Annotated in this window: 23 protein-coding genes and 3 pseudogenes; 18 read left to right on the forward strand and 8 right to left on the reverse strand. The window is 71.0% G+C overall.

Translation table 11 applies throughout. The features are described from left to right. Both AB0J66_RS03080 and AB0J66_RS03085 read right to left on the reverse strand, forming a co-directional pair. On the reverse strand, positions 1-1485 hold the full coding sequence (locus AB0J66_RS03080; RefSeq protein WP_364655181.1) for a long-chain fatty acid--CoA ligase: 1485 nt from the start codon (positions 1483-1485) through the stop codon (positions 1-3). Between the two features lie 28 nt (positions 1486-1513). Then, the gene (locus AB0J66_RS03085) at positions 1514-2923 is read right to left on the reverse strand and encodes a wax ester/triacylglycerol synthase family O-acyltransferase (RefSeq protein ID WP_364655183.1); all 1410 of its coding nucleotides are present in this window, start codon (positions 2921-2923) and stop codon (positions 1514-1516) included. Positions 2924-3053: 130 nt separating this feature from the next. Between AB0J66_RS03085 and AB0J66_RS03090 the strand changes: the two genes are divergently transcribed. The 3 genes from AB0J66_RS03090 to AB0J66_RS03100 are packed head-to-tail and all read left to right on the forward strand — an operon-like array spanning position 3054 to position 5254. Beyond that, positions 3054-3926 carry an alpha/beta hydrolase gene (locus AB0J66_RS03090; RefSeq protein ID WP_364655184.1) on the forward strand — a complete coding sequence of 291 codons (873 nt, stop codon included), beginning with the start codon at positions 3054-3056 and terminating at the stop codon, positions 3924-3926. Between the two features lie 51 nt (positions 3927-3977). Further along, positions 3978-4919, forward strand: coding sequence for a patatin-like phospholipase family protein (locus tag AB0J66_RS03095; protein ID WP_364655186.1), 942 nt, complete (start codon positions 3978-3980; stop codon positions 4917-4919). Further along, entirely contained in the window at positions 4916-5254 is a 339-nt protein-coding gene (locus AB0J66_RS03100) for a helix-turn-helix transcriptional regulator (RefSeq protein ID WP_364655187.1), read from the forward strand. Before AB0J66_RS03095 ends, AB0J66_RS03100 begins: the two co-directional genes overlap by 4 nt. 24 nt (positions 5255-5278) lie before the next feature. Here the strand turns inward: AB0J66_RS03100 and AB0J66_RS03105 are convergent, their stop codons facing one another. After that, positions 5279-5560 carry a hypothetical protein gene (locus tag AB0J66_RS03105; RefSeq protein ID WP_364655189.1) on the reverse strand — a complete coding sequence of 94 codons (282 nt, stop codon included), beginning with the start codon at positions 5558-5560 and terminating at the stop codon, positions 5279-5281. Positions 5561-5634: 74 nt separating this feature from the next. Continuing rightward, positions 5635-6150 carry a flavodoxin domain-containing protein gene (locus AB0J66_RS03110; protein WP_364655190.1) on the reverse strand — a complete coding sequence of 172 codons (516 nt, stop codon included), beginning with the start codon at positions 6148-6150 and terminating at the stop codon, positions 5635-5637. Positions 6151-6304: 154 nt separating this feature from the next. On the opposite strand from AB0J66_RS03110, the gene AB0J66_RS03115 reads away from it, so the two are divergent. The 3 genes from AB0J66_RS03115 to AB0J66_RS03125 are packed head-to-tail and all read left to right on the forward strand — an operon-like array spanning position 6305 to position 8006. Continuing rightward, complete coding sequence (locus AB0J66_RS03115) at positions 6305-6991, forward strand: CBS domain-containing protein (protein ID WP_364655192.1); 687 nt, start codon at positions 6305-6307, stop codon at positions 6989-6991. Positions 6992-7047: 56 nt separating this feature from the next. Next, a complete protein-coding gene (locus AB0J66_RS03120; RefSeq protein ID WP_364655193.1) occupies positions 7048-7527 on the forward strand; it encodes a cyclic nucleotide-binding domain-containing protein in 480 nt (159 codons plus the stop codon). Further along, positions 7521-8006, forward strand: a complete 486-nt coding sequence (locus AB0J66_RS03125; protein ID WP_364655195.1) for a nitroreductase family deazaflavin-dependent oxidoreductase — start codon at positions 7521-7523, stop codon at positions 8004-8006. Before AB0J66_RS03120 ends, AB0J66_RS03125 begins: the two co-directional genes overlap by 7 nt. Before the next feature lie 24 nt (positions 8007-8030). Here AB0J66_RS03125 and AB0J66_RS03130 read toward each other — a convergent pair whose 3' ends face one another. Next, entirely contained in the window at positions 8031-9029 is a 999-nt protein-coding gene (locus AB0J66_RS03130; RefSeq protein ID WP_364655197.1) for a nitroreductase, read from the reverse strand. A 175-nt stretch (positions 9030-9204) separates the two neighbouring features. Here AB0J66_RS03130 and AB0J66_RS03135 point away from each other — a divergent pair, with 175 nt between their 5' ends. The 6 genes and pseudogenes from AB0J66_RS03135 to AB0J66_RS03160 all read left to right on the forward strand — a co-directional run bounded on the left by AB0J66_RS03135 (position 9205) and on the right by AB0J66_RS03160 (position 13411). After that, complete coding sequence (locus AB0J66_RS03135) at positions 9205-9336, forward strand: hypothetical protein (RefSeq protein WP_364655199.1); 132 nt, start codon at positions 9205-9207, stop codon at positions 9334-9336. 266 nt (positions 9337-9602) lie between these two features. After that, a pseudogene (locus AB0J66_RS03140) lies at positions 9603-10059 on the forward strand (nitrate reductase subunit alpha); the annotation flags it as partial. Positions 10060-10316: 257 nt separating this feature from the next. Further along, complete coding sequence (locus AB0J66_RS03145) at positions 10317-11003, forward strand: response regulator transcription factor (protein WP_364655200.1); 687 nt, start codon at positions 10317-10319, stop codon at positions 11001-11003. Continuing rightward, complete coding sequence (locus AB0J66_RS03150; RefSeq protein ID WP_364655202.1) at positions 10993-12360, forward strand: HAMP domain-containing sensor histidine kinase; 1368 nt, start codon at positions 10993-10995, stop codon at positions 12358-12360. Before AB0J66_RS03145 ends, AB0J66_RS03150 begins: the two co-directional genes overlap by 11 nt. 337 nt (positions 12361-12697) lie before the next feature. Next, complete coding sequence (trxA, locus tag AB0J66_RS03155) at positions 12698-13081, forward strand: thioredoxin (protein ID WP_364655203.1); 384 nt, start codon at positions 12698-12700, stop codon at positions 13079-13081. A 60-nt stretch (positions 13082-13141) separates the two neighbouring features. Then, positions 13142-13411, forward strand: a complete 270-nt coding sequence (locus AB0J66_RS03160) for a metal-sensitive transcriptional regulator (protein ID WP_364655205.1) — start codon at positions 13142-13144, stop codon at positions 13409-13411. A gap of 170 nt (positions 13412-13581) precedes the next feature. Here the strand turns inward: AB0J66_RS03160 and AB0J66_RS03165 are convergent, their stop codons facing one another. After that, positions 13582-14250, reverse strand: coding sequence for a DUF2202 domain-containing protein (locus AB0J66_RS03165; RefSeq protein WP_364655206.1), 669 nt, complete (start codon positions 14248-14250; stop codon positions 13582-13584). A 90-nt stretch (positions 14251-14340) separates the two neighbouring features. Continuing rightward, positions 14341-14703 (reverse strand): FAD/NAD(P)-binding oxidoreductase, encoded by a 363-nt coding sequence (locus AB0J66_RS03170; RefSeq protein WP_364655208.1) that lies wholly within the window; start codon positions 14701-14703, stop codon positions 14341-14343. Positions 14704-14973: 270 nt separating this feature from the next. Here AB0J66_RS03170 and AB0J66_RS03175 point away from each other — a divergent pair, with 270 nt between their 5' ends. From AB0J66_RS03175 to AB0J66_RS03190, 4 genes and pseudogenes are all read left to right on the forward strand, one after another. Beyond that, the gene (locus AB0J66_RS03175; protein ID WP_364655209.1) at positions 14974-15246 is read left to right on the forward strand and encodes a rhodanese-like domain-containing protein; all 273 of its coding nucleotides are present in this window, start codon (positions 14974-14976) and stop codon (positions 15244-15246) included. A 10-nt stretch (positions 15247-15256) separates the two neighbouring features. Then, positions 15257-16643, forward strand: a pseudogene (locus tag AB0J66_RS03180) (MBL fold metallo-hydrolase). Between the two features lie 82 nt (positions 16644-16725). Next, on the forward strand, positions 16726-17325 hold the full coding sequence (locus tag AB0J66_RS03185) for a rhodanese-like domain-containing protein (protein WP_364655210.1): 600 nt from the start codon (positions 16726-16728) through the stop codon (positions 17323-17325). Next, the gene (locus AB0J66_RS03190) at positions 17322-18254 is read left to right on the forward strand and encodes a sulfite exporter TauE/SafE family protein (RefSeq protein ID WP_364655211.1); all 933 of its coding nucleotides are present in this window, start codon (positions 17322-17324) and stop codon (positions 18252-18254) included. Before AB0J66_RS03185 ends, AB0J66_RS03190 begins: the two co-directional genes overlap by 4 nt. A 101-nt stretch (positions 18255-18355) precedes the next feature. Here AB0J66_RS03190 and AB0J66_RS03195 read toward each other — a convergent pair whose 3' ends face one another. Beyond that, positions 18356-18817 carry a DUF302 domain-containing protein gene (locus AB0J66_RS03195; protein ID WP_364655213.1) on the reverse strand — a complete coding sequence of 154 codons (462 nt, stop codon included), beginning with the start codon at positions 18815-18817 and terminating at the stop codon, positions 18356-18358. Positions 18818-19139: 322 nt separating this feature from the next. On the opposite strand from AB0J66_RS03195, the pseudogene AB0J66_RS03200 reads away from it, so the two are divergent. Together AB0J66_RS03200 and AB0J66_RS03205 are read left to right on the forward strand one after the other, a co-directional pair. Beyond that, a pseudogene (locus tag AB0J66_RS03200) lies at positions 19140-19517 on the forward strand (transposase); the annotation flags it as partial. Beyond that, positions 19517-20758, forward strand: coding sequence for an FAD/NAD(P)-binding oxidoreductase (locus AB0J66_RS03205; RefSeq protein ID WP_364655214.1), 1242 nt, complete (start codon positions 19517-19519; stop codon positions 20756-20758). The pseudogene AB0J66_RS03200 and the gene AB0J66_RS03205, both read left to right, overlap by 1 nt. Positions 20759-20762 lie beyond the last annotated feature (4 nt).

Raw genomic sequence — 20762 nt, forward strand, 5'->3', positions numbered from 1 at the left:
TCAGGCCAGATCCTTCTTGAGGACCTTGCCGGTGCTCGACAGCGGCAGCGCCGCGCGGAACTCGACCAGCCGGGGGTACTTGTAGGCGGCCACCCGGTCCCGGCAGTAGTCGATGATCTCCCGCTCCGACGGTGTGTGGCCCGGCCGTGGCACGACGATCGCCTTGATCTCCTGGCCGAGCCGCTCGTCGGGCACTCCCACGACGGCCGCCTCGAGCACGCCCGGATGACGGTGCAGGATCTCCTCCACCTCGCGTGGATAGACGTTGTAGCCGCCGCGGATGATGAGCTCCTTCTTGCGGTCCACGATGTAGAGGAAGCCGTCCTCGTCGGCATAGCCCAGATCACCGGTGCGGAACCAGCCCCGGTCGAACGCCTCGGCGGTGGCGACGGGGTGCCCGTGATAGCCGCGCATCGTGTGGTATCCGCGGGTGACGAGTTCTCCGATGTGCTCACGGCCCGCCGGCAGGCGCCGGCCGGCGTCGTCCCACACCTGCACCTGTACGCCCCAGACGGGCTTGCCGACGCTGTAGGCGCGCCGTTCGTCCGGCCCCGGGTTGAACGTGATGGTGGAGGCGGTCTCGGTCATGCCGTACCCCTCGAGGATCGGCACCCCGAAGCGCTCCTCGAAGGCGTCGAGCAGCTGAGCGGCGATGGCGTCGCCGCCGGAGACGCACACGCGCAGCGACGAGGTGTCGTAGTCGTGCTCCTCGGCGTGGGCCAGCAGCGCGCCGAACATGGTCGGCACACCGTCGAAGATGGTGGCCCGGTCGCGTTCGATGGCAGCCAGCACTCTCTCCGGCGTGAAGCGCGGCACCAGCGACAGGGCGGCCCCGAAACGGATGCCGAGGTTCATCGCGCTGGACATGCCGTAGACGTGGAACAGCGGCAGAACAGTCAGGACGACGTCGTCCGGCCTGATCTCGAAAATCCGGCCGGGGATGTCGGCGTTCATGTACATCTGGAAGTGGGTCAGCTCGGCGCCCTTGGGCAGGCCGGTCGTCCCGGAGGTGTAGACGATGGCCGCGGTGTCACCCGGCTCGCGGGGGCACACCGGGAACGGCTCGGCGACAGGCACGGACAGCTCCTCGGTCGAGCCGTCGACGACGTACGGCGCGGGCAGTCCCGCTTCGGCGGCGCCCTTGGCCGCCTCGGCGGCGACACCGGCCCAGGCGATGAACGCCCTGGCACCCGAGTCGCGCAGCTGATGGGCGATCTCGGGGGCACGCAGCAGCACGTTCATCGGCACGACGACCGCGCCCGCCTTGAGGATGCCGTAGTAGGTGATCGGGAACGCCGGGATGTTGGGCAACTGCAACGCCACCGCCGTGCCGGGCCCGATGCCGCGGGCGGCGAGCGTCGCGGCGACCGCGTCGGAGCGGGCGTCCAGCTCCGCGTAGGTGATCGTGCCGCCGTCGTGCATCACCGCCGGGGCCCGCGGGCGGCTCTGCGCCGACTCGCGCAGGATCACGGCCAGGTTCAACATGTCGGTCACCCCTTTCCGGGGTCGGGGATCAGGTGAGCTGGGCGACGCGGGCGGTGCGCCGCGGCGCCGGGCACAGCCGGCGCACCTCGTCGACGACGGCGGCGGCGAACTCGGCGGCCTCGGGCACCGAGGCGAGGTCGGTGGTCACGCCGATGGCGGCCTGATTTGCGTAGGTCATCACGGCGACACCGACGCGCAGCCGTTCCGCGATCGGGACGTACGGCAGGATCTCGCGGATCGGGCGGCCCAGGATGTAGAGCGGCGCCCGGGGACCGGGAACGTTGGTCGTCACGGCGGCGAGTCCACGTTGCGGCAGGCGCAGGGCGCTGCGAACGAAGAACGAGACCGCGGCGAACGGCTCCTGTTCCGCCATCGCGACGAGGGCGACGCCGGCCTCGACCTCGTGGCGGGCCCGGAGCTCGGCGATGCGCTCGTGCACCGCGCGAAGCCGGCCGGGCGCTTCCTCGATCTCCACCGGCAGCTCGAGCAGCAGCGACGCCACCCGGTTGTCCAGCACGTGCTCGGCGTCGGAGGTTCGCACGCTGACCGGCACCAGAGTCCGGATGCTGCCGGCCTCAGGTTGTTCGGCGCGGGACAGCAGCAGGCGCCGGAAGGCGCCGGCCACCGCAGCCAGGTAGACGTCGTTCATCGTTGTGTCGTGCGCCTTGGCCACCGCGACCATGTCCTTCAGCGGCATCCGGGCCACCGCGTAGCGCCGGGCCCGGCCGAACGGCCCGGCCAGAGACGTGGCCGGGGCCGGCAGGAAGGCCGTGGCCAGCGCGGCGGCGCCGCGAGCGACATCGCCGAGCCGGCGGGCGGTCCCGCCGGGGTCGCGGACCGCGCCGGTGAGCCAGCGAGCCTGCTCGAAGGGGAGCCGGGCCCAGTTGCCGAGCGCGTCCAGGGCCAGGTCGACGGTGGCCTCCGCGGGGCCGGGACGCCAGTGGTCGGGCACGGGCCTGCGCGGCTCGGGTCTGGTGTCGCAAACCAGGCGGTACAGCTCGTTGCCGCCGATCCCGTCGATCATGCAGTGGTGCACCTTGGACATCAGCGCCCAGCGCCCTTCGGGCAGGCCCTCGATGAGCCAGTCCTCCCAGAGGGGGCGTTCGCGATCCAGGCGCTGCGACATGACCCGGCCGATGAGGCGCTCGAGCGCGGCGTCGTCGCCGGGCTCGGGCAGCGCGGTGCGCCGCAGGTGGAAGTCGAGGTCGAAGTCCGGGTCGTCGGCCCAGACCGGCCGGCCGAGGTTGAGCGGCACCCGGCGGACCTTCTGCCGGTACCGCGGCACCAGCGCGAGCCGGCCGCGAATCGCCTCGGTGAACTCGGCCTGGCTGGGCGCCGGCCCGTCGAGCACCGCGATCGAGGCGATGGCGAGTGATGCGTGCGGATCCTGGTCCTCGGCGTCCAGGAAGGACGCGTCCAACGGGCTGAGGTATTCCACGGTGCCCTCCTCGCGGTCGTCACACACCTCCACGGTCACCCGCGCCGGCCACCGGAACCAGGGCCGGACGGCCCGGCGGCCCCGACGTTCGCCTCCTGCCCAGGACGTCCGAGCGCGACAGGCTGGAGTCATGACGACGGGTGTGGCGAGACACGGTGCGGTCGAGATCGCGTACGAGGTGGAGGGCCCGGCCGACGGCAACCCGCTCCTGCTGATCATGGGCTTGGGGCTGCCGATGCTGTTCTGGCCCGTTTCGTTCCGTCGTCTGCTGGTCGAGCGGGGTTTCCGGGTCGCCTGTTTCGACAACCGCGATGCCGGCCGGTCGACCCACCTGACCGGGCTGGGCCTCGCCTCGCCTCGGGTGCTGCTCACCCGCCGGCCGCCGTACGGCCTGCCGGACATGGCCGGCGACGCCGTGGCGGTGCTGGACGCGCTCGGCTGGTCCAGCGCCCACGTGGCCGGTGTCTCCCTGGGCGGCATGATCGCCCAGCTCACGGCGGTGCTTCACCCGGCCCGCGTCCGCAGCCTGATTTCGCTGTCCTCGACGCCGTCACCGCACGTCGGCCGGCCGCATCCGCGCGCCCTGCCCGCCCTGCTGTCCGGCCGGGCCCGCGACCGGGTCGAGGCGGCCGAGCACATGGTCCGCATCTTCCGGATCATCGGCTCGCCCGGCTATCCGCTCGAGGAGGACTGGTTGCGTGCGGTCGCGGCCCGCAGCTTCGACGAGGCGCACGACCCCGACGGGGTGCGCCGCCAGCTCGCCGCGATCGTGCTGGCCGCCGACCGCCGGCCGCTGCTGCGCCGCCTTCACCTGCCCGCGCTGGTCGTGCACGGGGACGCCGATCCGCTGGTTCGGCTCTCCGGCGGCCGCGCGACGGCCCGCGCGATCCCCGGCGCGAAATTGGTCGTCTTCCCCGGGATGGGTCACGACCTGCCCACCGCGCTGCAGCCGGCCATCGTGGACGAGATCGCCGGACTGTCCCGGCAGTGGGCGGCGCCGTGACCGCCGTGGCACCATTGTGTTCCAGATCACTGCCAGTGGATGGTGAACGCGATGGCCGTCGGACGTGTGGGACTGGTGCTCGGCGCGGGCGGAACGCTGGGCGCGGCATGGACCATCGGCGGCCTGGCTGCCGTCCAGGAGCGGATCGGTCGCCCGCTGAACGAGGCTGACGTCATCGTCGGGACGAGCGCCGGCAGCATCGTGGCCGCCGCCCTCCGGCATGGCTTCACCCCGGCTGACCTGGTCGCCCATCAGCTCGGCGAGGACGCCGCCCACCTGCCCGGCGCGCACGAGTTCGAGCACGACTCGGGCCGACTGCCGCCACCGCCGCGCCTGCGGCTGGGCTCGGCCCGCATGCTGGCCACCGCCGCGCTGGCCCCGCACAGCGTCCATCCCCAGGCACTGGCCAGCGCCTTCGTGCTCCAGGGGCGCTCGGAGCACCGCACTCTCCGCCGCTACGTGGACACCCTGGTCAGCGACGACCCCGACCGCTGGCCCGAGCGGGCCACGTGGATCGTCGGGGTCGACTACGAGCGTGGCCGCCGGGTGGTGTTCGGCCGTCCGGGCAGCCCGGCCGCCTCGCTGCCGGACGCCGTCGTGGCGTCCTGCTCCATCCCCGGCTGGCACCGCCCGGCCACTATCGGCGACCGGCGGTACGTCGACGGGGGAGTGCGGTCGTCCGCCTCCCTCGACCTGCTGCAGTCCGCCGAGCTCGACGAGGTGTACGTGCTCGCGCCGATGGCCAGCCACCGCACCGACCGGCCGCTGCGGCCGGCCTGGCGGGCCGAACGGCTGCTCCGGCAGGTCTTCGCGGCCCAGCTCGACGCCGAGCGGCGCAAGGTCGAGCGGGCCGGAACCCGGGTCGTCGTGCTCACCCCGGGTCCGGACGACCTCGCCGCGATCGGAGTCAACCTGATGGACGGTCGTCGTCGGCGGGACGTGCTGCGTACCGCCCAGGCCACCGTCCCGGCCGCCCTGCGGGTGGCCACGTGAGCCCGGCCCTCGGGGAGATCATCCGCAATCGGCGCGAGCTGGCCGAGCTGCCGTTGCGGCAGTTCGCGTCCATGGTCGGCATCTCCGGGCCGTACCTGTCCCAGATCGAGCGGGGGCTGCGTGCGCCCTCCGACAAGGTGCTGGACGGCATAGCCCGATCGCTGCGGACGACCGCCGACGTGCTTCGGCGTGAGTCAGCGCCAGCCGGGGAATCGTCCGCCGTCCTTAGCGCGATTGGCGAGGATCCTCGGCTGACGGCCCGGCAGAAAAGCGCGCTGATCGACGTCTACCTCGCCTTCGTGGCGACCGGGGACAAGGATCGGCCCGGGAGCTGATCTCCCGGGCCGATCCGCGGTGGTTCACTTCAGCGCCTGGCGGGCGGTCTTGACGTAGGCGGCGCCGACGTCCTCGACGAGCCCGGCGCTCATGGTGAGCGCGGACTTCATCCACGGGTACGGCGCGATCCTCGCGGCGTCCTTCTCGAACGCCACCAGGTCGGAGACGCCACGCTCGTAGACGTTGACCACCAAGGTGCTGACCTCACGCCCGATCCGGCGGGTGCGGACCCGGCGGTCCTCCGGGTGGGTCTCCACCTTGGCCGGAGGCGCCGTGCGGACGGTCTTCGTGCTGGGGTTCGTCATGACTTCCTCGCCTCCCTCCTCTCGGTTAGCACGTTAGCTATTTCCAGCTAACAGTGTCAGGGCCGGAAGTCCCGTCATACCGGATGACGGGCGATCAGCACCGCGGCGCTGATCTCGGCCGCCCACCGGCACGCCCGCTCCAGCTCGCCGGCGACCAGCGGGCCCTCGGTCCCCGACACGCGGAAGCTCTCCGGCCCGCGGACCATCCGGCACCCGAGCCGCCGCAGCCGCCGGTGCGCCTTGTGCGCGGCCGAGCCGGGCATGAACGGTTTGTCGATCCTGGTGTCGAAGGCCGCGGCGGCCAGGCCCGGCAGGTTCGGCGACACGTCCAGGTACTCCCGCAGACCCACGTCCATCGTGTCCGGCCGGACCTCGCCCTGGTGGGCCGCGCTCTGCCGGGTGCTGGGCCGGCTCAACCCGAACGCATGCGTGGGCGCCCCGGCCACCAGCAGCTCGACATCGTCGGCGGACGGGATCTCCCGCGCCTCCACCAGCCGGACTTCGAACGTGTCGCCCAGGCCCTCCGCGACGGCCCGGGCGATCGCCTCCGTGTTGCCGAACAGGGATTCGTAAACGACCAGAGCCTTCATGTCGGCCTCCGTTCAGTTGTCCCCTCCACCGTTACTCCGCGGCGTCCGGGCCGATCAGGGCCGAAAGTCCTCGCCGGGCTGCATGGGACTTTCGGCCCTGACGGCCGGGTGATCCCCCTCCTAGCGTCGGAGGTGACTCATCGAGGAGGCTGCCATGTCAGCGTGGAAAGTGGACGACGTGATGACCAAGGCGGTTGTGTCGGTGCAACCGGCCGCCTCCTACCGGGACGTGGTGGATCTGCTGGTCGGCCATCGGTTCAGCGCCGTGCCGGTCGTGGACGAGTTCCACCGCGTGTCGGGCGTGATCTCCGAGGCGGATCTCCTCCGCAAGATCGAGTACGCCGGCGACGAGTCGCCGCGGCTGTTCGAGGGCCGCCGTCGCCGGAGTGAGCGCGCCAAGGCGTACGCGGGCGCGGCGGCCGGCCTGATGAGCAGCCCACCGGTCGTGGTGACCAGCGGGACGCCGATCGCCGCCGCGGCCCGCCTCATGGACGCCGAGAGCGTCAAGCGGCTGCCGGTCGTCGACGACCTCGGCCGGCTGATCGGCATCGTCTCGCGCGGCGACCTGCTCAAGGTCCACCTGCGGCCGGACGACGAGATCCTGGCCGACCTCGGCCGGGATGTGATCGCCGCGGTACGGCCCGGGGGCTCCGATCAGCTGGACGTCACGGTCGACGAAGGCGTCGTGACGATGACCGGCCGGCTGGACCGCCGCTCGACTGCCAACCGCGCGGTGCGGCTGGCGCGGCAGGTGCCCGGGGTCGTCGAGGTGACCGACAAGCTCGAGGTCGCCTTCGAGGACACCGACACCACCGGCGCCGGCGTCTTCTACGTCGCCTGATCTCATCGCGCGGAGTCCGGCCGCCACCGGGCTCCGCGCCCACCACGGGAGCTGCCATGTCGCCGTTGAGCGTCTTCGACCTGCTCGCCATGCACGACTTCGTGGCCGATCTGCCGTCCGGCTGGCTGCACCGGCTCGCCGCGGCCGGACGGCCGGTGTTCCTCGGCGCCGGGCGCCGGCTGTGCCGCGAGGACGCCCACGCCGACCGGTTCTGGTTGATCAACTCCGGTGCGGTCGTCATCGACTTCCATGTGCCCGGGCGCGGCGACATCGTCGTCGAACGGGTCGGGCCCGGCGCCCCGGTCGGCTGGTCGTGGATGCGGCCACCCGCGCGGTGGCGGTTCGGCGCTGTGGTCGCCGAGGACGTGCACGCCGTCGAGCTCGACGCGAAGCGAGTGCTGACGATGATTGCCGAGGACGCCGAACTCGGTCGGGAGCTGACAGGCCGGATGCTGGCCGTCGTGTCGGCTCGGCTGCAGGCCGCGCGCCACCGGCTGATCGAGCTCTACGCCTACCCGACGGAGTCGCCATGCTGATCGCGAGTCCATTGAAACGCTGGATGTACCGTGGCGGCCGTCCTCACGGGTTGGCCCGCCTGCTGAATCGCTTGTCCGCCATTCAGTTCGGAGCGGGTTTCCTTGTGCCCCGCACCTGGGTCACGCTCGAGGTGCCGGGACGTCGTACCGGCCGAACGGTGGCCTGCCCTGTCGTGGTCACCCGATACGGACGCCGGGAGTACCTGGTGTCGATGCTGGGAAATGACGCCAACTGGGTTGCCAATGCGCGTGCCGCCGGAGGCAAAGCGATCCTGAGACACGGCCGCCGTCAGCGGATCCAGCTCAGCGAGGTGGCCGTGGACCAGCGGCCGCCGATCTTGCGGCGGTACCTCGCGAAGGCGCCCGGGGCGAGACCGCACATCCCTGTTGACCGGCATTCGCCTGTGGCCGCCTTCGTGCCGATCGCCGCCGACTACCCGGTGTTCCTGGTGACCCGCCTCGGCAGTCCGATGGGCTGACCGCCGAGGAGTTATGGTGAGGCGTCAATCGTCGATATGGATGACGTCGGTCGGTGTCCGACGGGGCGACGGAGGCACCGCGTCCGAGGCTTCGACGTAGCCGAGCCGGACGATGAGATAAGGCTCGCCGACTCCGGACAGCAGCCGGCCCAGCAGATGCCGCGGCCAGGCCAGCTCGACGGCCTCGCTGATCGGCGCGGTCGCCAGGCCTTCGGCGGTGGCTTGCAGCAGCAGGGCTGACATGGCCTCACCGCCGCGCAGCAGGTCGACGGGTGCGTCCGTGGTTCCGAAGACGACCACGTAGGAGGCGCCCTCGTCGTGGTCGGCGCCGGCGAGCATGCCGGGGGAGCCGTCGGGAAGAAAATTGCGCACCGGCACCCGCCGCAGTCCGGGCTGCACCGCGGTGGCCGCCGGCACTCCGTCGTCGGTCCAGGCCGGCCGGTGTGTCCACTTGGTCAGCTCGCTGTGGTGCGCCGGGTCGAAGTAGTTGGCATCGGCGGCCTCGTCGACCGAGATGGCAAGCTCGGGCACCCGGTCGTCCGGCACGACGTGCAGGTAGGCGCCTTGCTCCTCCACCAGCCGGCGCAGGCGGTCCAGCGTCTTCTCGGCCACCGGGCGGGGGCCGAACGCTCGGCGGTCGGTGCGCCGCCGGTTGATGGCGGCGACCAATTCCCGGGCGTGCTCGTCGGAGACGGCGTGACCCGTGACCCGGATGCGGGCCAGTAGATCGGGGCGCCGTTCGTCCGGGAGACGCTGCACCTCGGCGCGCCACCCCGCGGCGGCCAGTGACACCCGCGCGTGGTGGAGGGCGCCGCCGCAGCTGATCAGCAGCAGACGGCCCTCGGCATCGGTGATCCCGAGGCGACGGGACGGATCGGAGGACAGCTCCAGCACGGTGCCGGTGAGGCGCCACCTCCACGGCTGGGTGTTGAACACCGAGGGCGCCCGCAGCGACTCCCGGGCTGCCAACTCGAGGGCGGCACGCGCCTCGGCGGCGGTCACGTGTTCTTCGGGCCTGGTCATGGCAACCTCCGGCTTCGCTGACTGACCTCACCGTCTCAGGCCCGGGCCGGACCGGTCAGGGCCGAAAGGCCCGCAACTGCCGGGTCCGTCGGAGCCGCGGGAATGGCTTTGGGCTCTGCCTCGCCGCACGTCTCAGCGGTCTCCTGGAAGGAGAAACCGAAGGAGGCCGGTCATCATGCTCAAGCGCCATCTGATCGCGGCGGGTTACACCGTCCTGCTACCCGTGTCCAGCGCCGTTGTCGTTGTCCTGGTCGCCGCCGGCGTCGAAGGCGTGGTGTCGGGCGTCCGCAGGCGGGCCCATCGATGACGACGCGCCGAACCGCCCGGAGGCCGGAGCGATCCGACGCTGTGGCGCCTCGGGCAGCCGGTCGCCCGCAGGAACCCGGGCCGCCGCTGCTCGCGGACCGGCTCGCTCACCGTCTGCGGGTCCGGCGGGTTAGGACTTTGGTCCCGCCCGGCTCGGGACCACGTCCCCCTGACCCCGGGCGCTCGGCCGACGACGCTGAAGAGGTCTCGCTCCCGTGGGCGCCGACGGTCCTGCCGTCGCCGGTCACCGCTTGAAGGAGTGGCCCCGTGTCACCAGAACCCGCGACCGATGCCGTCCCCGGCAGTGCTCCGCTACTCGCGGCCCGCCGCTTCCTCAAACGCGAGACGGTCGGCGACCACGGCCGTACACTGCACCAGCTCGACGACAGCGCCTGGGACGCGTTCTACCGGGACCGGTGGCGCTACGACAAGGTGGTCCGCTCGACCCACGGCGTGAACTGCACCGGATCCTGCCCACCAGGCCACCGACTAACCGACGACCGGGCCGGACGCGCCGGACTACGAGCCGCGCGGCTGTTCCCGCGGGGAGTCGTTCTCCTGGTACGAGTACTCGCCGTCGCGCGTGCGTCATCCGTACGTCCGCGGGGTCCTGGCCGAGATGTTCCGTGAGGCGCGGCAGCGGCTGAACGACCCCGTGCTCGCGTGGGCCGAGATCGTCGAGACGCCGCTAAAGGCCCAGGCCTACAAGGTGCAACGCACTCGACCTTCTGGGTACGGCGGCGAATCACCGTGATCTCGTCGCGCCGGCTGCCGATCGGGCCGTAGTAGTCGAAGGCGTACATGAGCTGGGCGTGGCCGCCGGCCAGGTGGGTCGGCGTGACGGGCCATGTTCAGCGGGGCCCAAGCGTCCCCGTATGTGTGGGACGGGCCAACTCGTCATCACCTACCTTCCGGTGGTGGGGTCGATCGGCCCTGTCCGGGTGTGCATCTGGTGTGCAGAGTGAAAGTGTGACGGGCGCTGTGCTGGTCGTCGAGGACGACCGCGAGCTGAGGGAGCTGATCCGCCGCTATCTGCAGCGGGCCGGCCATGTGGTGCAGAGCACCGGCTCCGGCGCCGAGGCGATCGCTCTGGTGACCGGCGGCGGCGTGGGACTGGTGGTCCTCGACCTCGGCCTGCCCGATATCGACGGTCACGAGGTCCTGGCAGCCGCCCACGGGGACGCCCGGGAAGTGCCCGTGGTGGTGCTGACCGCGCGCAGCAGCGTCGACGACCGCATCGACGGGCTACGCCGCGGCGCCGACGACTACGTGACCAAGCCGTTCTCGCCGACGGAGCTGGTGCTGCGCGTCGAGGCGGTGCTGCATCGCACACAAGCCGTCAACGGCAATGATCCGGCTGCGAAGTCGTTCGGTGGCGGACGTCTGCGGCTCGACGACGTCCGCCACGAAGCCCACCTGGACGGCGGCCGGTTGGACCTGACGCCGACCGAGTGGGGCCTGCTGACCGCGCTGGCCGCAACGCCGGGGCGGGTGTACTCCCGCTTTGAGCTGATCAACCAGGTGCGCGGGTACGAGTTCCCCGGCTACGAACGCACCGTTGACTCGCACGTGAAGAACCTGCGGCGCAAGCTCGGACCCGGTGCCGCGCAGATCGTGGAGACCGTATTGGGCGTCGGCTACCGGCTGGGGTGGTCGCGTGATCGGTGACCACCCGGCGCTGACCGGTCCGCTGGGCCGCAGGCTGCTGGCCGCGTTCCTGCTCGTGGCACTGTCGTCGGTGGCCGTACTCACGGTGGCCGCGCTGGTCGCCACGGACCGCGGGCTGGCCAGCGCCGCGCAGCAGGACCGGCAGCGTGTCGCGGCCCGGGTCGCTGCGGCCGCCGCGGACGCCTACACGCGGTCGAACGGCTGGGACGGCGCGGACCTGACCGCCGCGTCGGCCCTCGCCGGGGCTGCGGACGCCCGGCTGGTGGTGTGGGACACACGCGGCGGCATGGTGTGGCCCGGACGCCGAATGGGAGCCGGCGCGGGCGGCATGCACAGCATCGACAGTGCCGGGCCGGTCGTGGAGACCGCGGTCACGGTCGGCGGACAACGGGCGGGCAACGTCCGGTTGGCGTTCCCGGTGAGTGAGCCGGGTGGCCGTACGGTGGCGTGGTCGTGGGTTGTCGGGGCGGCAGGCGTGGCGCTGCTGGCTGCCTTAGTAGTCAGCGCATTCGTGTCGGGCCGGCTGATCCGGCCACTCACGGTCGTGGCCGCGACCGCCCGTCGGTTCGCCGCCGGCGAGCGCGACGCCCGAGCTGACCTGCGTACACCCGGCGAACTGGGCGAGGTCGCACACGCCTTCGACACCATGGCCGACGAAGTCGTGCGCGCGGAGACCGTGCGCCGCCGCCTAGCCGCCGACATCGCCCATGAACTGCGCACTCCGCTGGCCGGGCTGCAGGCCGGGTTAGAGGAACTACGCGACGGCCTGCAACCGGCGAATACTGAGCGCCTGGCGGCTCTGCACGACCAGTCTCTGCGGGTGGGCAGGATCGTGCAGGATCTGGCCGACCTGTCCGCGGCCGAATCGGCTGCGCTGTCCCTGCACCCGGTCGACACCGATCTGGCCGGCGTCGCCGCGGCGGCGCTGGCGGCGCAGCGGCCGCGGCTGGACGCAGCCGGACTGACCGTGACCACGGATCTCGACCGACGGGTGCCGGTGCGGGGGGACCCGGACCGGTTGCATCAGGCGGTGGCCAATCTGCTCGCCAACGCGGCCCGCTACTGCCGTCCCGGTGACGGGATGCACCTGCGGGTGTACCTCGCGGATGGGCAGGCCGTTCTGCAGGTCGCGGACACCGGACCTGGTATTGCCTCCGACGAGTTGCCCTATGCGTTCGACCGGCTCTGGCGCGGCCGCGCCACAGCGGGAACAGCCGGCTCCGGGATCGGTCTAGCAATCGTCCGCGAGTTGGTCACCGCCCACGGCGGCGCGGTCGGCATCGACTCGCCGGCCTCCGGGGGCGTCACCGTGACCATCAGGCTGCCGACAGCCGCCCCCTTGCCTCCACGACCATGACGGGCGCTGACCGGTTCACCGTCGGGCACGGCCGGTTCCGAGAGCCGGGTCTTGCCTCGCCCGCAAGGCAAGAACTCGCAGGAATGCGGTGGTGGCGCCCGGCCGGCACTGCACTCGCACTTCGCCGTCGGATACCTCGCTGAGCCAAGCGAACAGGTCCGCAGCGGGATGGGCACGGCAGCGTCGCTACGGTCGTCGTCATCCCTTCGCCCCTCCGTGTCCGAGCCGTGCGACCCGCCGATTTATACCCCCGGGGGTATCATGGGGCCGCGGGCGACGTGCATCTCGGCGACGCCGGCAACGCCGACGTGCGCCGCGGCGAGAAGGGAAGAACATCATGAGTACGACAGGCCTGACGGCAGAAACCTTCGAGCAGACCATCGCCGGTGACGGCATCGTCCTGGTCGACTGGTGGGCGTCGTGGTGTGGCCCGTGCCGCCGTTTCGCCCCCGTCTTCGAACAGGCCAGCCAGCGACACCCCGACATCGTCTTCGCCAAGGTCGACACCGAGGCCGAGCAGCAACTCGCAGCCGCGGACCGGATCTCCTCGATCCCGACGCTGATGGCATTCCGGGACGGAATTCTCGTCTTCTCCCAGCCCGGCGCGTTGCCGTCCGCGGCGCTGGAGGAACTCATCACCGCCGTACGCGCGCTGGACATGAAGGAGCTCCGCAACAAGGTCGCGCACCAGCGTGGTAGCGGCGAACCGGCAGCGGCATGACACCGAGGACCGGCATACCCCGCAGGGTATGCTGGTTCTCGGCTGCTCCGGGAGGTAAGTATGGAGATCGAGGCAGACGCCCTCACCGACGTGATCAAGCGGCTGCGCCGCGCCGAGGGCCAGATCCGCGGCATCATCGCCATGCTGGAGTCCGGCCGTGACTGCGCCGACGTGGTGACCCAGTTGGTCGCGGTGTCGAAGGCCCTGGACCGGGCCGGCTTCAAAATCATCGCGACGGGCCTGCGGCAATGCGTGATCGCCGAACAGGACGGCAAAGACCCGACCGTCGACATGGCCCAGATGGAAAAGCTCTTCCTGTCGCTGGCATGAGGCTCGTTCGGCCAGCGTGTCAATGCCGGGAAAGGGGTGACGGCATCTGATCCTGGTCCGGCTTCCGGTAACGCCGCGAACACCCGATCGTCTTTGGTGGGTCGGCGAGACTCGCCGTGCCGTCCGGCTGCGGTGGGTGGGGCGGCGATGACCGCCCCGCCCACCATGGTTCACCGGTTCGCCCAGCGGGTGAAGGCGGTCAGGTGCCGCTCGGATGCCGCGAGCAGGTAGGTGTAGACCTGCTTGACGTCCAAGGCGGTCAGAGCGTTGAGAGCGGCTTTCAGGTCGGCGATGTCGGTGTCTTCCACTTGCTGTCCAGCGGCCAGGGCCCCGGACAGGCTCTGGTTACCCTGTGCCAGCAGCTTGTCGTAGGTGGCTTGGACGGCAGGGTCGGTGAACGTGCCGGCCGGCTGGTTGGCGGTCGGGTCGGTCACGGCGTAGCGCTGCAGCAGTGTGCGCACGGCGGTCAGGTGCTGGTTCTCCGCGACGGCGACGTGGTCGAAGACGGCAGCGTCGTAGCGGGTGGCGAAGGCCGCATAGAGATCGTGGGCGAGTTTCTCCTCCTGCGCCATGGACGCCAGCGTGGTCTCTTGGGCATCGGTGACGGTGCCCTGCTGGGCGGTGACGCCCTGCCCCATGCAGGTGCCGTCGGCGAAGCCGGACCCCATGCCGTAGCCGAAGCCCCGGCCGGGGGCGGACGAGCCGGCGGGGGCAGTGCTGGACGGTCCGGGACCGAACGGGCCGACGCCGGCCAGTGCCGGTGCCGCGACCGCGAGTCCGCCCAGGCCCAGCGCGCCGGCCGCCACCAGGGTGGCTGTGCGGCGGGTGACGGTCTTCATGACTTTCTCCTTCCTTGTTCTTGCACCTTCACGGTCGCTCTCCGGCGTGATGACGGCGTGCAACCGAGATGCAGAACGCGTGGAGAAATGTCAGGGCCGGGTGGCGACCGCGACGGTGTCGCGGGCCGGCATCGGGCTGCGAGTGCCTGCCAGCCTTTTCGACCAGCCACAGAGCTTTGCGTCCTTCGCCGGCGGGTGAACACCGCCGGGAGCGCTCGGTGGCGGGGTGGCGTGCGGCATCGTGTGGTTACCTCGCCCCATCCGGGCTGCCTGCGGGCGGAGCAACTCGTCGGCGTCGGCGCGGCCGCCGCCGACCCGGCTCCACAGGGGCTGGTAGAAGTGCCGGTCCGACCGCTTGACGATCGCGATGTCCCCGCCACCGGCCCGGCGCAGCCGTGACACGACGCTGATGCCCGCGGTGCCCCCGCCGATGACGATCACCTCATGACGCATTGCCGTTCACCTTCTCTGCCCGGATCAGCATACCCCTGGGGGTATACGGAACTGTAACCAGATCCATCGCCGATCGCCAATCCCCAGCGGGCGGACGGTCGGGGTGACTGCGGCAGGGCGGCTGGCGGCTCGCGCGGATCGCCAGGCTTGACGCGACGGCCGATCAGCGCGCTATGGTGAGATTCAGATACCCCCGGGGGTATATGGAGGAGGCGTTTGTCGATGCGCGAAGTCGACCGGACCGCATTCGCGGCCGCACACCGAGAAGGCTTGATCATCGTCGATGTACGCGAGCCGTTCGAGTACACGGGCGGGCACGTGCCCGGCGCGGTGCTGATCTCGCTGCGGCAGCCGGTGTCGCGGGTGGCCGAGTTTCCTCGCGGCGTCCCGGTCTACGTGGTCTGGGTCAGCGGCAACCACAGCCTTTCCGCCGCCGATCACCTGGCCGCGGCCGGTATCGACGCCTGGTCGGTGACGGACAGCACCGAGGCGTGGCTGCGCGCCGGCCGGCCCCTCGTACGCGGCACACGAGCCGCGGCCTGATCCCCGATCGATGACAGCAGAAGGAGTTCCGAACGTGTTGCGAATCCTGCCGATCGACACCCCGACCCTGGGCGATCGTAGTTACCTGGTGCACGACGGACAGGTGGCATTCGTGGTCGACCCCCAGCGCGACATCGACCGGGTGCTGGGCTTGGCCGCGAGCGAGGGCGTCGCGATCACCCACGTCTTCGAGACGCACATCCACAACGACTACGTCACCGGCGGGTACGCTCTGGCCCGGGCGACAGGGTCGGCGTACCACGTGAACGCCGACGACCCGGTCACCTTCGAACGGGTCCCGGTGAGCGACGGCGACGTGATCGCCGTCGGCGACAGCTTTCGGGTGCGGGTGCTGGCCACTCCCGGGCACACCTTCACCCACCTGTCGTACGCCCTTGATGCCGGCGGCGAACAGGTGGCGGTGTTCTCCGGCGGTTCCCTGCTGTACGGCTCGGTCGGCCGGCCGGACCTGCTCGGCCCGGACCACACCCACGCCCTCGTCCGGCACCAGTACGCCTCCGCGCAGCGTCTCGCCGCCGAGCTGCCGGATGCTGCCGAGGTGTATCCGACTCACGGGTTCGGCAGCTTCTGCTCGGCCACCCAGAGCGCGGCCGACGCCGCCACCATCGGCTCGGAGAAACTGATCAACCCCGCGTTGACTCGCGACGAGCAGGCCTTCGTCGACGAGTTGCTGGCCGGCTTGGACGCCTGGCCGGCCTACTACGCCCACATGGCACCGGCCAACAGCGCCGGGCCCGCCGCCCCGGATCTGTCCCGGCCGGAGCGGGCCGACGCGGACCAGATCCGCAAGCGCATCGCCGCCGGCGAGTGGGTGGTCGACCTGCGCAACCGGGTCGCGTTCACCGCCGGGCACGTCGCCGGCACGCTGAACTTCGGCCTGGACGGCAGCTTCGCCACCTACCTGGGCTGGCTCATCGGCTGGGGCACCGCGGTGACCCTGCTCGGCGAAACCCCGGACCAGGTCGACGAGGCGCTGCGGGAACTCGTCCGCATCGGCATCGACCGCCCCGCCGCTTACGCCACCGGCATGCCCACCGAGTGGGCCGGCGGCGAGGACCTCGCCACCCTCCCGCGGGCCACCTTCGCCGACCTCGTGCAGGTCCGCCACCACCGGACGGTCGCCGTGCTCGACGTGCGCCGCAATCTCGAAGCCGCCCAGGGTCGCATCGACGGGGCTGTGCACATCCCGCTGCATGACCTGCTCCGCCGCGTCGACGAGGTCCCCCTCGGCGAAGTTTGGGTGCACTGCGCTGCCGGCTACCGCGCCACCATCGCCGCCAGCATCCTGGCCGCCCACGGCCGCCGCCCCCGTCGTTGTCGACGATGACTTCGACCAGGCCCGAGCCGACGGAGTGCTCGCCCTCGCCGCCGGCTGACCGATCCCGCACCGCCGCCGGGCGCCACCGCCGAGCCGCCCGGCGGGTTCTCCCTGCCCGCAATCAAGCCGAACGAGGAGCTATGACCCCCTCCGACCCGACCACACCGGGCGCCGTGGACGCCGGCACACTGCGCGATTTGCTCACTTCCGCAGACGGATCGCGGGTGCTCGACGTGCGCACACCGGGCGAGTTCGACAGCGCGCACATTCCCGGCGCCTACAACGTCCCGCTCGACCTGCTCCGCGAGCACCGCGCCGAACTTCTCGCTCACCTCGACGACCAGATCGTGCTGGTGTGCCGCTCCGGCGCCCGCGCCACTCAGGCCTTCACCGACATCGGTCTGCCGAATGTGAAGATCCTGGAGGGCGGCATGCTGGCCTGGCAGGCCGCCGACGCCCCGGTCAACCGAATCCGGCCCCGCTGGGATCTGGAACGACAGGTCCGCCTCGTCGCCGGCGGCATCGTGTTGGCCGGCATCCTCGGCTCCCTGCTGGTGCCCGGCCTGCAATGGGTCGCCGCTCTGGTCGGCGCCGGCCTGGCGATCGCGGCCCTCACCAACACCTGCGCCATGGGCATGCTGCTGGCCAAACTGCCCTACAACCGCGGTGCCACCTGCGACCTGGACAGCATCGTCGGCCGGCTGCGGGACACCGCGCCACAGCCGGAGGGCCGGCCATGACCGCCACCACTCTTGTGTTCACCATCGTGCTCGCGGTCGGTGTCGGCGTCAGCCTCGGCCTGCTCGGCGGCGGCGGTTCCATCCTCGCCGTCCCTCTCTTGGTCTACGTCGCCGGCCTGTCCGCCAAGGAGGCCATCGCCACCTCGCTGCTGGTCGTCGGCACCACCAGCGCCGTCGCCGTCATCCCGCACGCCTGGGCCCGGCGGGTCCGCTGGCGTACCGGCCTGATCTTCGGGGTGGCCGGAATGACCGGCGCTTACGGCGGCGGCCGGCTCGCCGCCTACATCCCCGGCACCGTCCTGCTCGCCGGATTCGCGCTGATGATGCTCGCCACCTCGATCGCGATGATCCGCGGCCGCCGCCCGAAACCCGGAAAACCCGTTCCGCACGAGCTTCCGGTGCTGCACGTCATTGCCGACGGCATCGTCGTCGGCCTGGTCACCGGTCTGGTCGGCGCCGGGGGAGGCTTCCTCGTCGTGCCCGCCCTGGCTCTGCTCGGCGGGCTGCCCATGCCCGTCGCCGTCGGCACCTCCCTGCTGGTCATCGCGATGAAGTCGTACGCCGGCCTCGCCGGCTACCTCTCCACCGTGCACATCAACTGGGCCCTCGCCGCCGCGGTCACCGCCGCCGCCGTCCTCGGCAGCCTGGCCGGCGGGAGACTCGCCGGACGCATTCCCGAACCGCAACTGCGCAAGACCTTCGGCTGGTTCGTCGCCGTCATGGGTCTCTTCGTCCTGGCCCAGCAACTGCCCACCAGTCTCTACACCGATCCGATCCTTTGGGCGGGTGGTGTCGGGCTCGTCGCCGCAGGGGTCATCTGGGCTCTCGCGCGCCGCCGGTCCGCTCACCTGACCGACACGACCGGCGCCGACGATCGAGACGAGTCGCCCGGCCAGCCGTCGGCTGACCGCCACCGAGTGCGGCGGTGAACACCGGCAGGTCCACCAGCGTGAGCCGCGGTACCGGCCGTGGCTCGCGCCGGTGACTGTCGCACCTGCCGGTGACTGCCTTAGTTTGGCCGGTTCGGCGCTCAGACTGTTAGCTGGTCGAGGGCGGCGTGCAGCCGGGCGGCGGCGTCGTCGGCGACGACTTTGAGTTCGGGTCGGCCGGTGACCTGGACCATGGTCTGCGGGTCCAGTGCCTGGACGAGGGTGGCGTCGGGGCCGTCGGCGCGGACGACGACGTTGCAGGGCAGCAGCAGCCCGATTTCCCGGTCGATGTTCAGGCCGCGGTGGGCGAGCGGCGGGTTGCAGGCGCCGAGGATCAAATAGTCCTCCATGGTCACCCCGAGTTTCGCCTGAAGGGTCGCCTGGACGTCGATTTCAGTGAGCACGCCGAAACCCTGGTCCTTGAGCGCGGCGCGGATCCGGTCCACGACGGCGGCGGAGAACGGCTCCGAAAGGCGGGCGGTGTATGCATAGGACATCGTCGGATCTCCTTGGTTCTGTTGGTAGAGCACCTGCAGGTACTCGCGGTCGCACAGCAGCGCCAAGCAAGGGCGCAACATATGGTTGTGCAGCGATTTGGCTCCGGTGAGCGACGATCGGGCGTTGTTGACGAGAGTAGGAGACGCTGAGCCGCGCGTCGATCTCGTCCGGAATCGCCTCGGCCGGCGGTGGAGCCGGCGGCGCGGGCTGCGATGAGCGCGGTGAAGCACGGGAAACCATGCAGGCGACAAGGCGGTCCAGCGCCGCGCCCAGCGCGGACGATTCGTCGTCCGGGTGCGCGATGACGACGAGGACACCTTCCGCGTCCCGGGCCGGTTCCAGGCGCCGTCCGGGCGGGCCGATCGTCGGGTTCGCCGGAGGTCTTTGCAGCTGCATGAGTCGGCGCTGCCGAACACCGGGGCCGGGCTGCGGAAATCGCTCGACAAACTCGGCCGCGACGGCCGGATCCTGGCCGTGGTCGACCAGTCCGCCTCGATCGGCTTTCTGCCCCTCGCGGTCGCCCGAGCCGCCAGGCACCAGATCGCCTACCTGCCGGGTCCGGTCATCCGGCGGCTCGCCGATCTCCATCCCGGAACGGCGAAGACCGACGCCCGTGACGCCAACGCCGCCGCGCAATGCCGACAGCACAAGGATTGCGTCCGCATGATCCCATCGTCTCGTCGTGGTCAGGACTTAGTCCCCTACGACGCAGTCCAGCTCGTCGATACCGTGGGGGGTATCGGAGCTCGGCAGGAGGTGGCGTGATGCGACGGTTGCTCGTGCTGGGCGCCGGTACGGCGGGCCTTATGGTGGTCAATAAGCTGCGTCGCCGGTTGTCCCGAGCGGACTGGCAGGTCACCGTGGTGGAGCCAAGCGACTCACACTTCTACCAGCCGGGCTACCTGTTCCTGCCGTTCGGCATGTACTGCCCGGATCAGGTCGTCAAGCCGACCCAGCCGCTGGTCGCCGCCGGCGTGGACCTGGTGCGGGCCGAGGTCGACCGGGTGGCCGCGGCCGAGAACCGGGTGTTGCTGACCGACGGCCGGTCCCTGCCCTACGACTACCTGGTCATTGCCACCGGCGTGACCCCGCGACCGGAGCAGACTCCGGGCATGCTCGACGGCCGGCAGTGGCGTCTGAGCATCTTCGACTTCTACACCTACGACGGCGCGCTGGCCCTCGCGCGGGCCCTCGAGGCGTTTGATGGCGGCCGCCTGGTCGTGCACATCGCTGAGATGCCGATCAAGTGCCCGGTCGCGCCGCTGGAGTTTGTCTTCCTGGCCGACGCCTACTTCCGTCGGCGGGGTATGCGGGACCGGGTCGAGCTGGTGTACGCGACACCGCTGCCGGGAGCGTTCACCAAGCCGATCGCCGCCGACCGGCTCGGCTCGATGCTGGACGAGCGCAAGATCACCGTCGAGCCGGATTTTCAGGTCGAGCGCGTCGACGGCACGTCGCTGGTGTCGTACGACGAGCGGGAGATCCCGTTCGATCTGCTGGTCACCGTGCCGCTGAACATGGGTGCCGACTATGTGGCCCGCTCCGGGCTGGGCAACGAGCTGAACTTAGTACCGGTCGACCGGGGCACCATGCTCGCCATGGCGCACGACAACATCTTCGCCCTCGGCGACGCCAGCGACATCCCCACCTCCAAGGCCGGATCGGTCGCGCACTTCGCCGTCGAGGTGTTCACCGACAACTTCGTCGCATACGTTGCCGGCCAGCCAATGACCGGACGATTCGACGGGCACGCCAACTGCTTCGTCGAGTCCGGGGACGGCAAGGCCCTGTTAATCGACTTCAACTACGACACCGAACCGCTGCCGGGCCGCTACCCGGTGCCGATCCTGGGCCCGTTCCGGCTGCTCGACGAGGCAGCCGTCAATCACTGGGGCAAGCTCGCGTTCCGGTGGATGTACTGGAATGTGCTGCTGCCCGGGCGGCCGATCCCTTTGCCGGCAAACATGTCGATGGCCGGCAAGCACATCCCGCAAGCCGAGGAGTAATACC

This window comes from Actinoplanes sp. NPDC049598, from assembly GCF_040675435.1.
Lineage (GTDB): Bacteria > Actinomycetota > Actinomycetes > Mycobacteriales > Micromonosporaceae > Actinoplanes.

Bases quoted from the DNA above. Each gene is read 5' to 3' on its own strand.
- AB0J66_RS03080 (WP_364655181.1), bottom strand. From the start codon at position 1,485: ATGTTGAACCTGGCCGTGATCCTGCGCGAGTCGGCGCAGAGCCGCCCG.
- AB0J66_RS03090 (WP_364655184.1), top strand. From the start codon at position 3,054: ATGACGACGGGTGTGGCGAGACACGGTGCGGTCGAGATCGCGTACGAG.
- AB0J66_RS03095 (WP_364655186.1), top strand. From the start codon at position 3,978: ATGGCCGTCGGACGTGTGGGACTGGTGCTCGGCGCGGGCGGAACGCTG.
- AB0J66_RS03105 (WP_364655189.1), bottom strand. From the start codon at position 5,560: ATGACGAACCCCAGCACGAAGACCGTCCGCACGGCGCCTCCGGCCAAG.
- AB0J66_RS03110 (WP_364655190.1), bottom strand. From the start codon at position 6,150: ATGAAGGCTCTGGTCGTTTACGAATCCCTGTTCGGCAACACGGAGGCG.
- AB0J66_RS03115 (WP_364655192.1), top strand. From the start codon at position 6,305: ATGTCAGCGTGGAAAGTGGACGACGTGATGACCAAGGCGGTTGTGTCG.
- AB0J66_RS03120 (WP_364655193.1), top strand. From the start codon at position 7,048: ATGTCGCCGTTGAGCGTCTTCGACCTGCTCGCCATGCACGACTTCGTG.
- AB0J66_RS03125 (WP_364655195.1), top strand. From the start codon at position 7,521: ATGCTGATCGCGAGTCCATTGAAACGCTGGATGTACCGTGGCGGCCGT.
- AB0J66_RS03130 (WP_364655197.1), bottom strand. From the start codon at position 9,029: ATGACCAGGCCCGAAGAACACGTGACCGCCGCCGAGGCGCGTGCCGCC.
- AB0J66_RS03135 (WP_364655199.1), top strand. From the start codon at position 9,205: ATGCTCAAGCGCCATCTGATCGCGGCGGGTTACACCGTCCTGCTACCC.
- trxA (WP_364655203.1), top strand. From the start codon at position 12,698: ATGAGTACGACAGGCCTGACGGCAGAAACCTTCGAGCAGACCATCGCC.
- AB0J66_RS03160 (WP_364655205.1), top strand. From the start codon at position 13,142: ATGGAGATCGAGGCAGACGCCCTCACCGACGTGATCAAGCGGCTGCGC.
- AB0J66_RS03165 (WP_364655206.1), bottom strand. From the start codon at position 14,250: ATGAAGACCGTCACCCGCCGCACAGCCACCCTGGTGGCGGCCGGCGCG.
- AB0J66_RS03170 (WP_364655208.1), bottom strand. From the start codon at position 14,703: ATGCGTCATGAGGTGATCGTCATCGGCGGGGGCACCGCGGGCATCAGC.
- AB0J66_RS03185 (WP_364655210.1), top strand. From the start codon at position 16,726: ATGACCCCCTCCGACCCGACCACACCGGGCGCCGTGGACGCCGGCACA.
- AB0J66_RS03190 (WP_364655211.1), top strand. From the start codon at position 17,322: ATGACCGCCACCACTCTTGTGTTCACCATCGTGCTCGCGGTCGGTGTC.
- AB0J66_RS03205 (WP_364655214.1), top strand. From the start codon at position 19,517: ATGCGACGGTTGCTCGTGCTGGGCGCCGGTACGGCGGGCCTTATGGTG.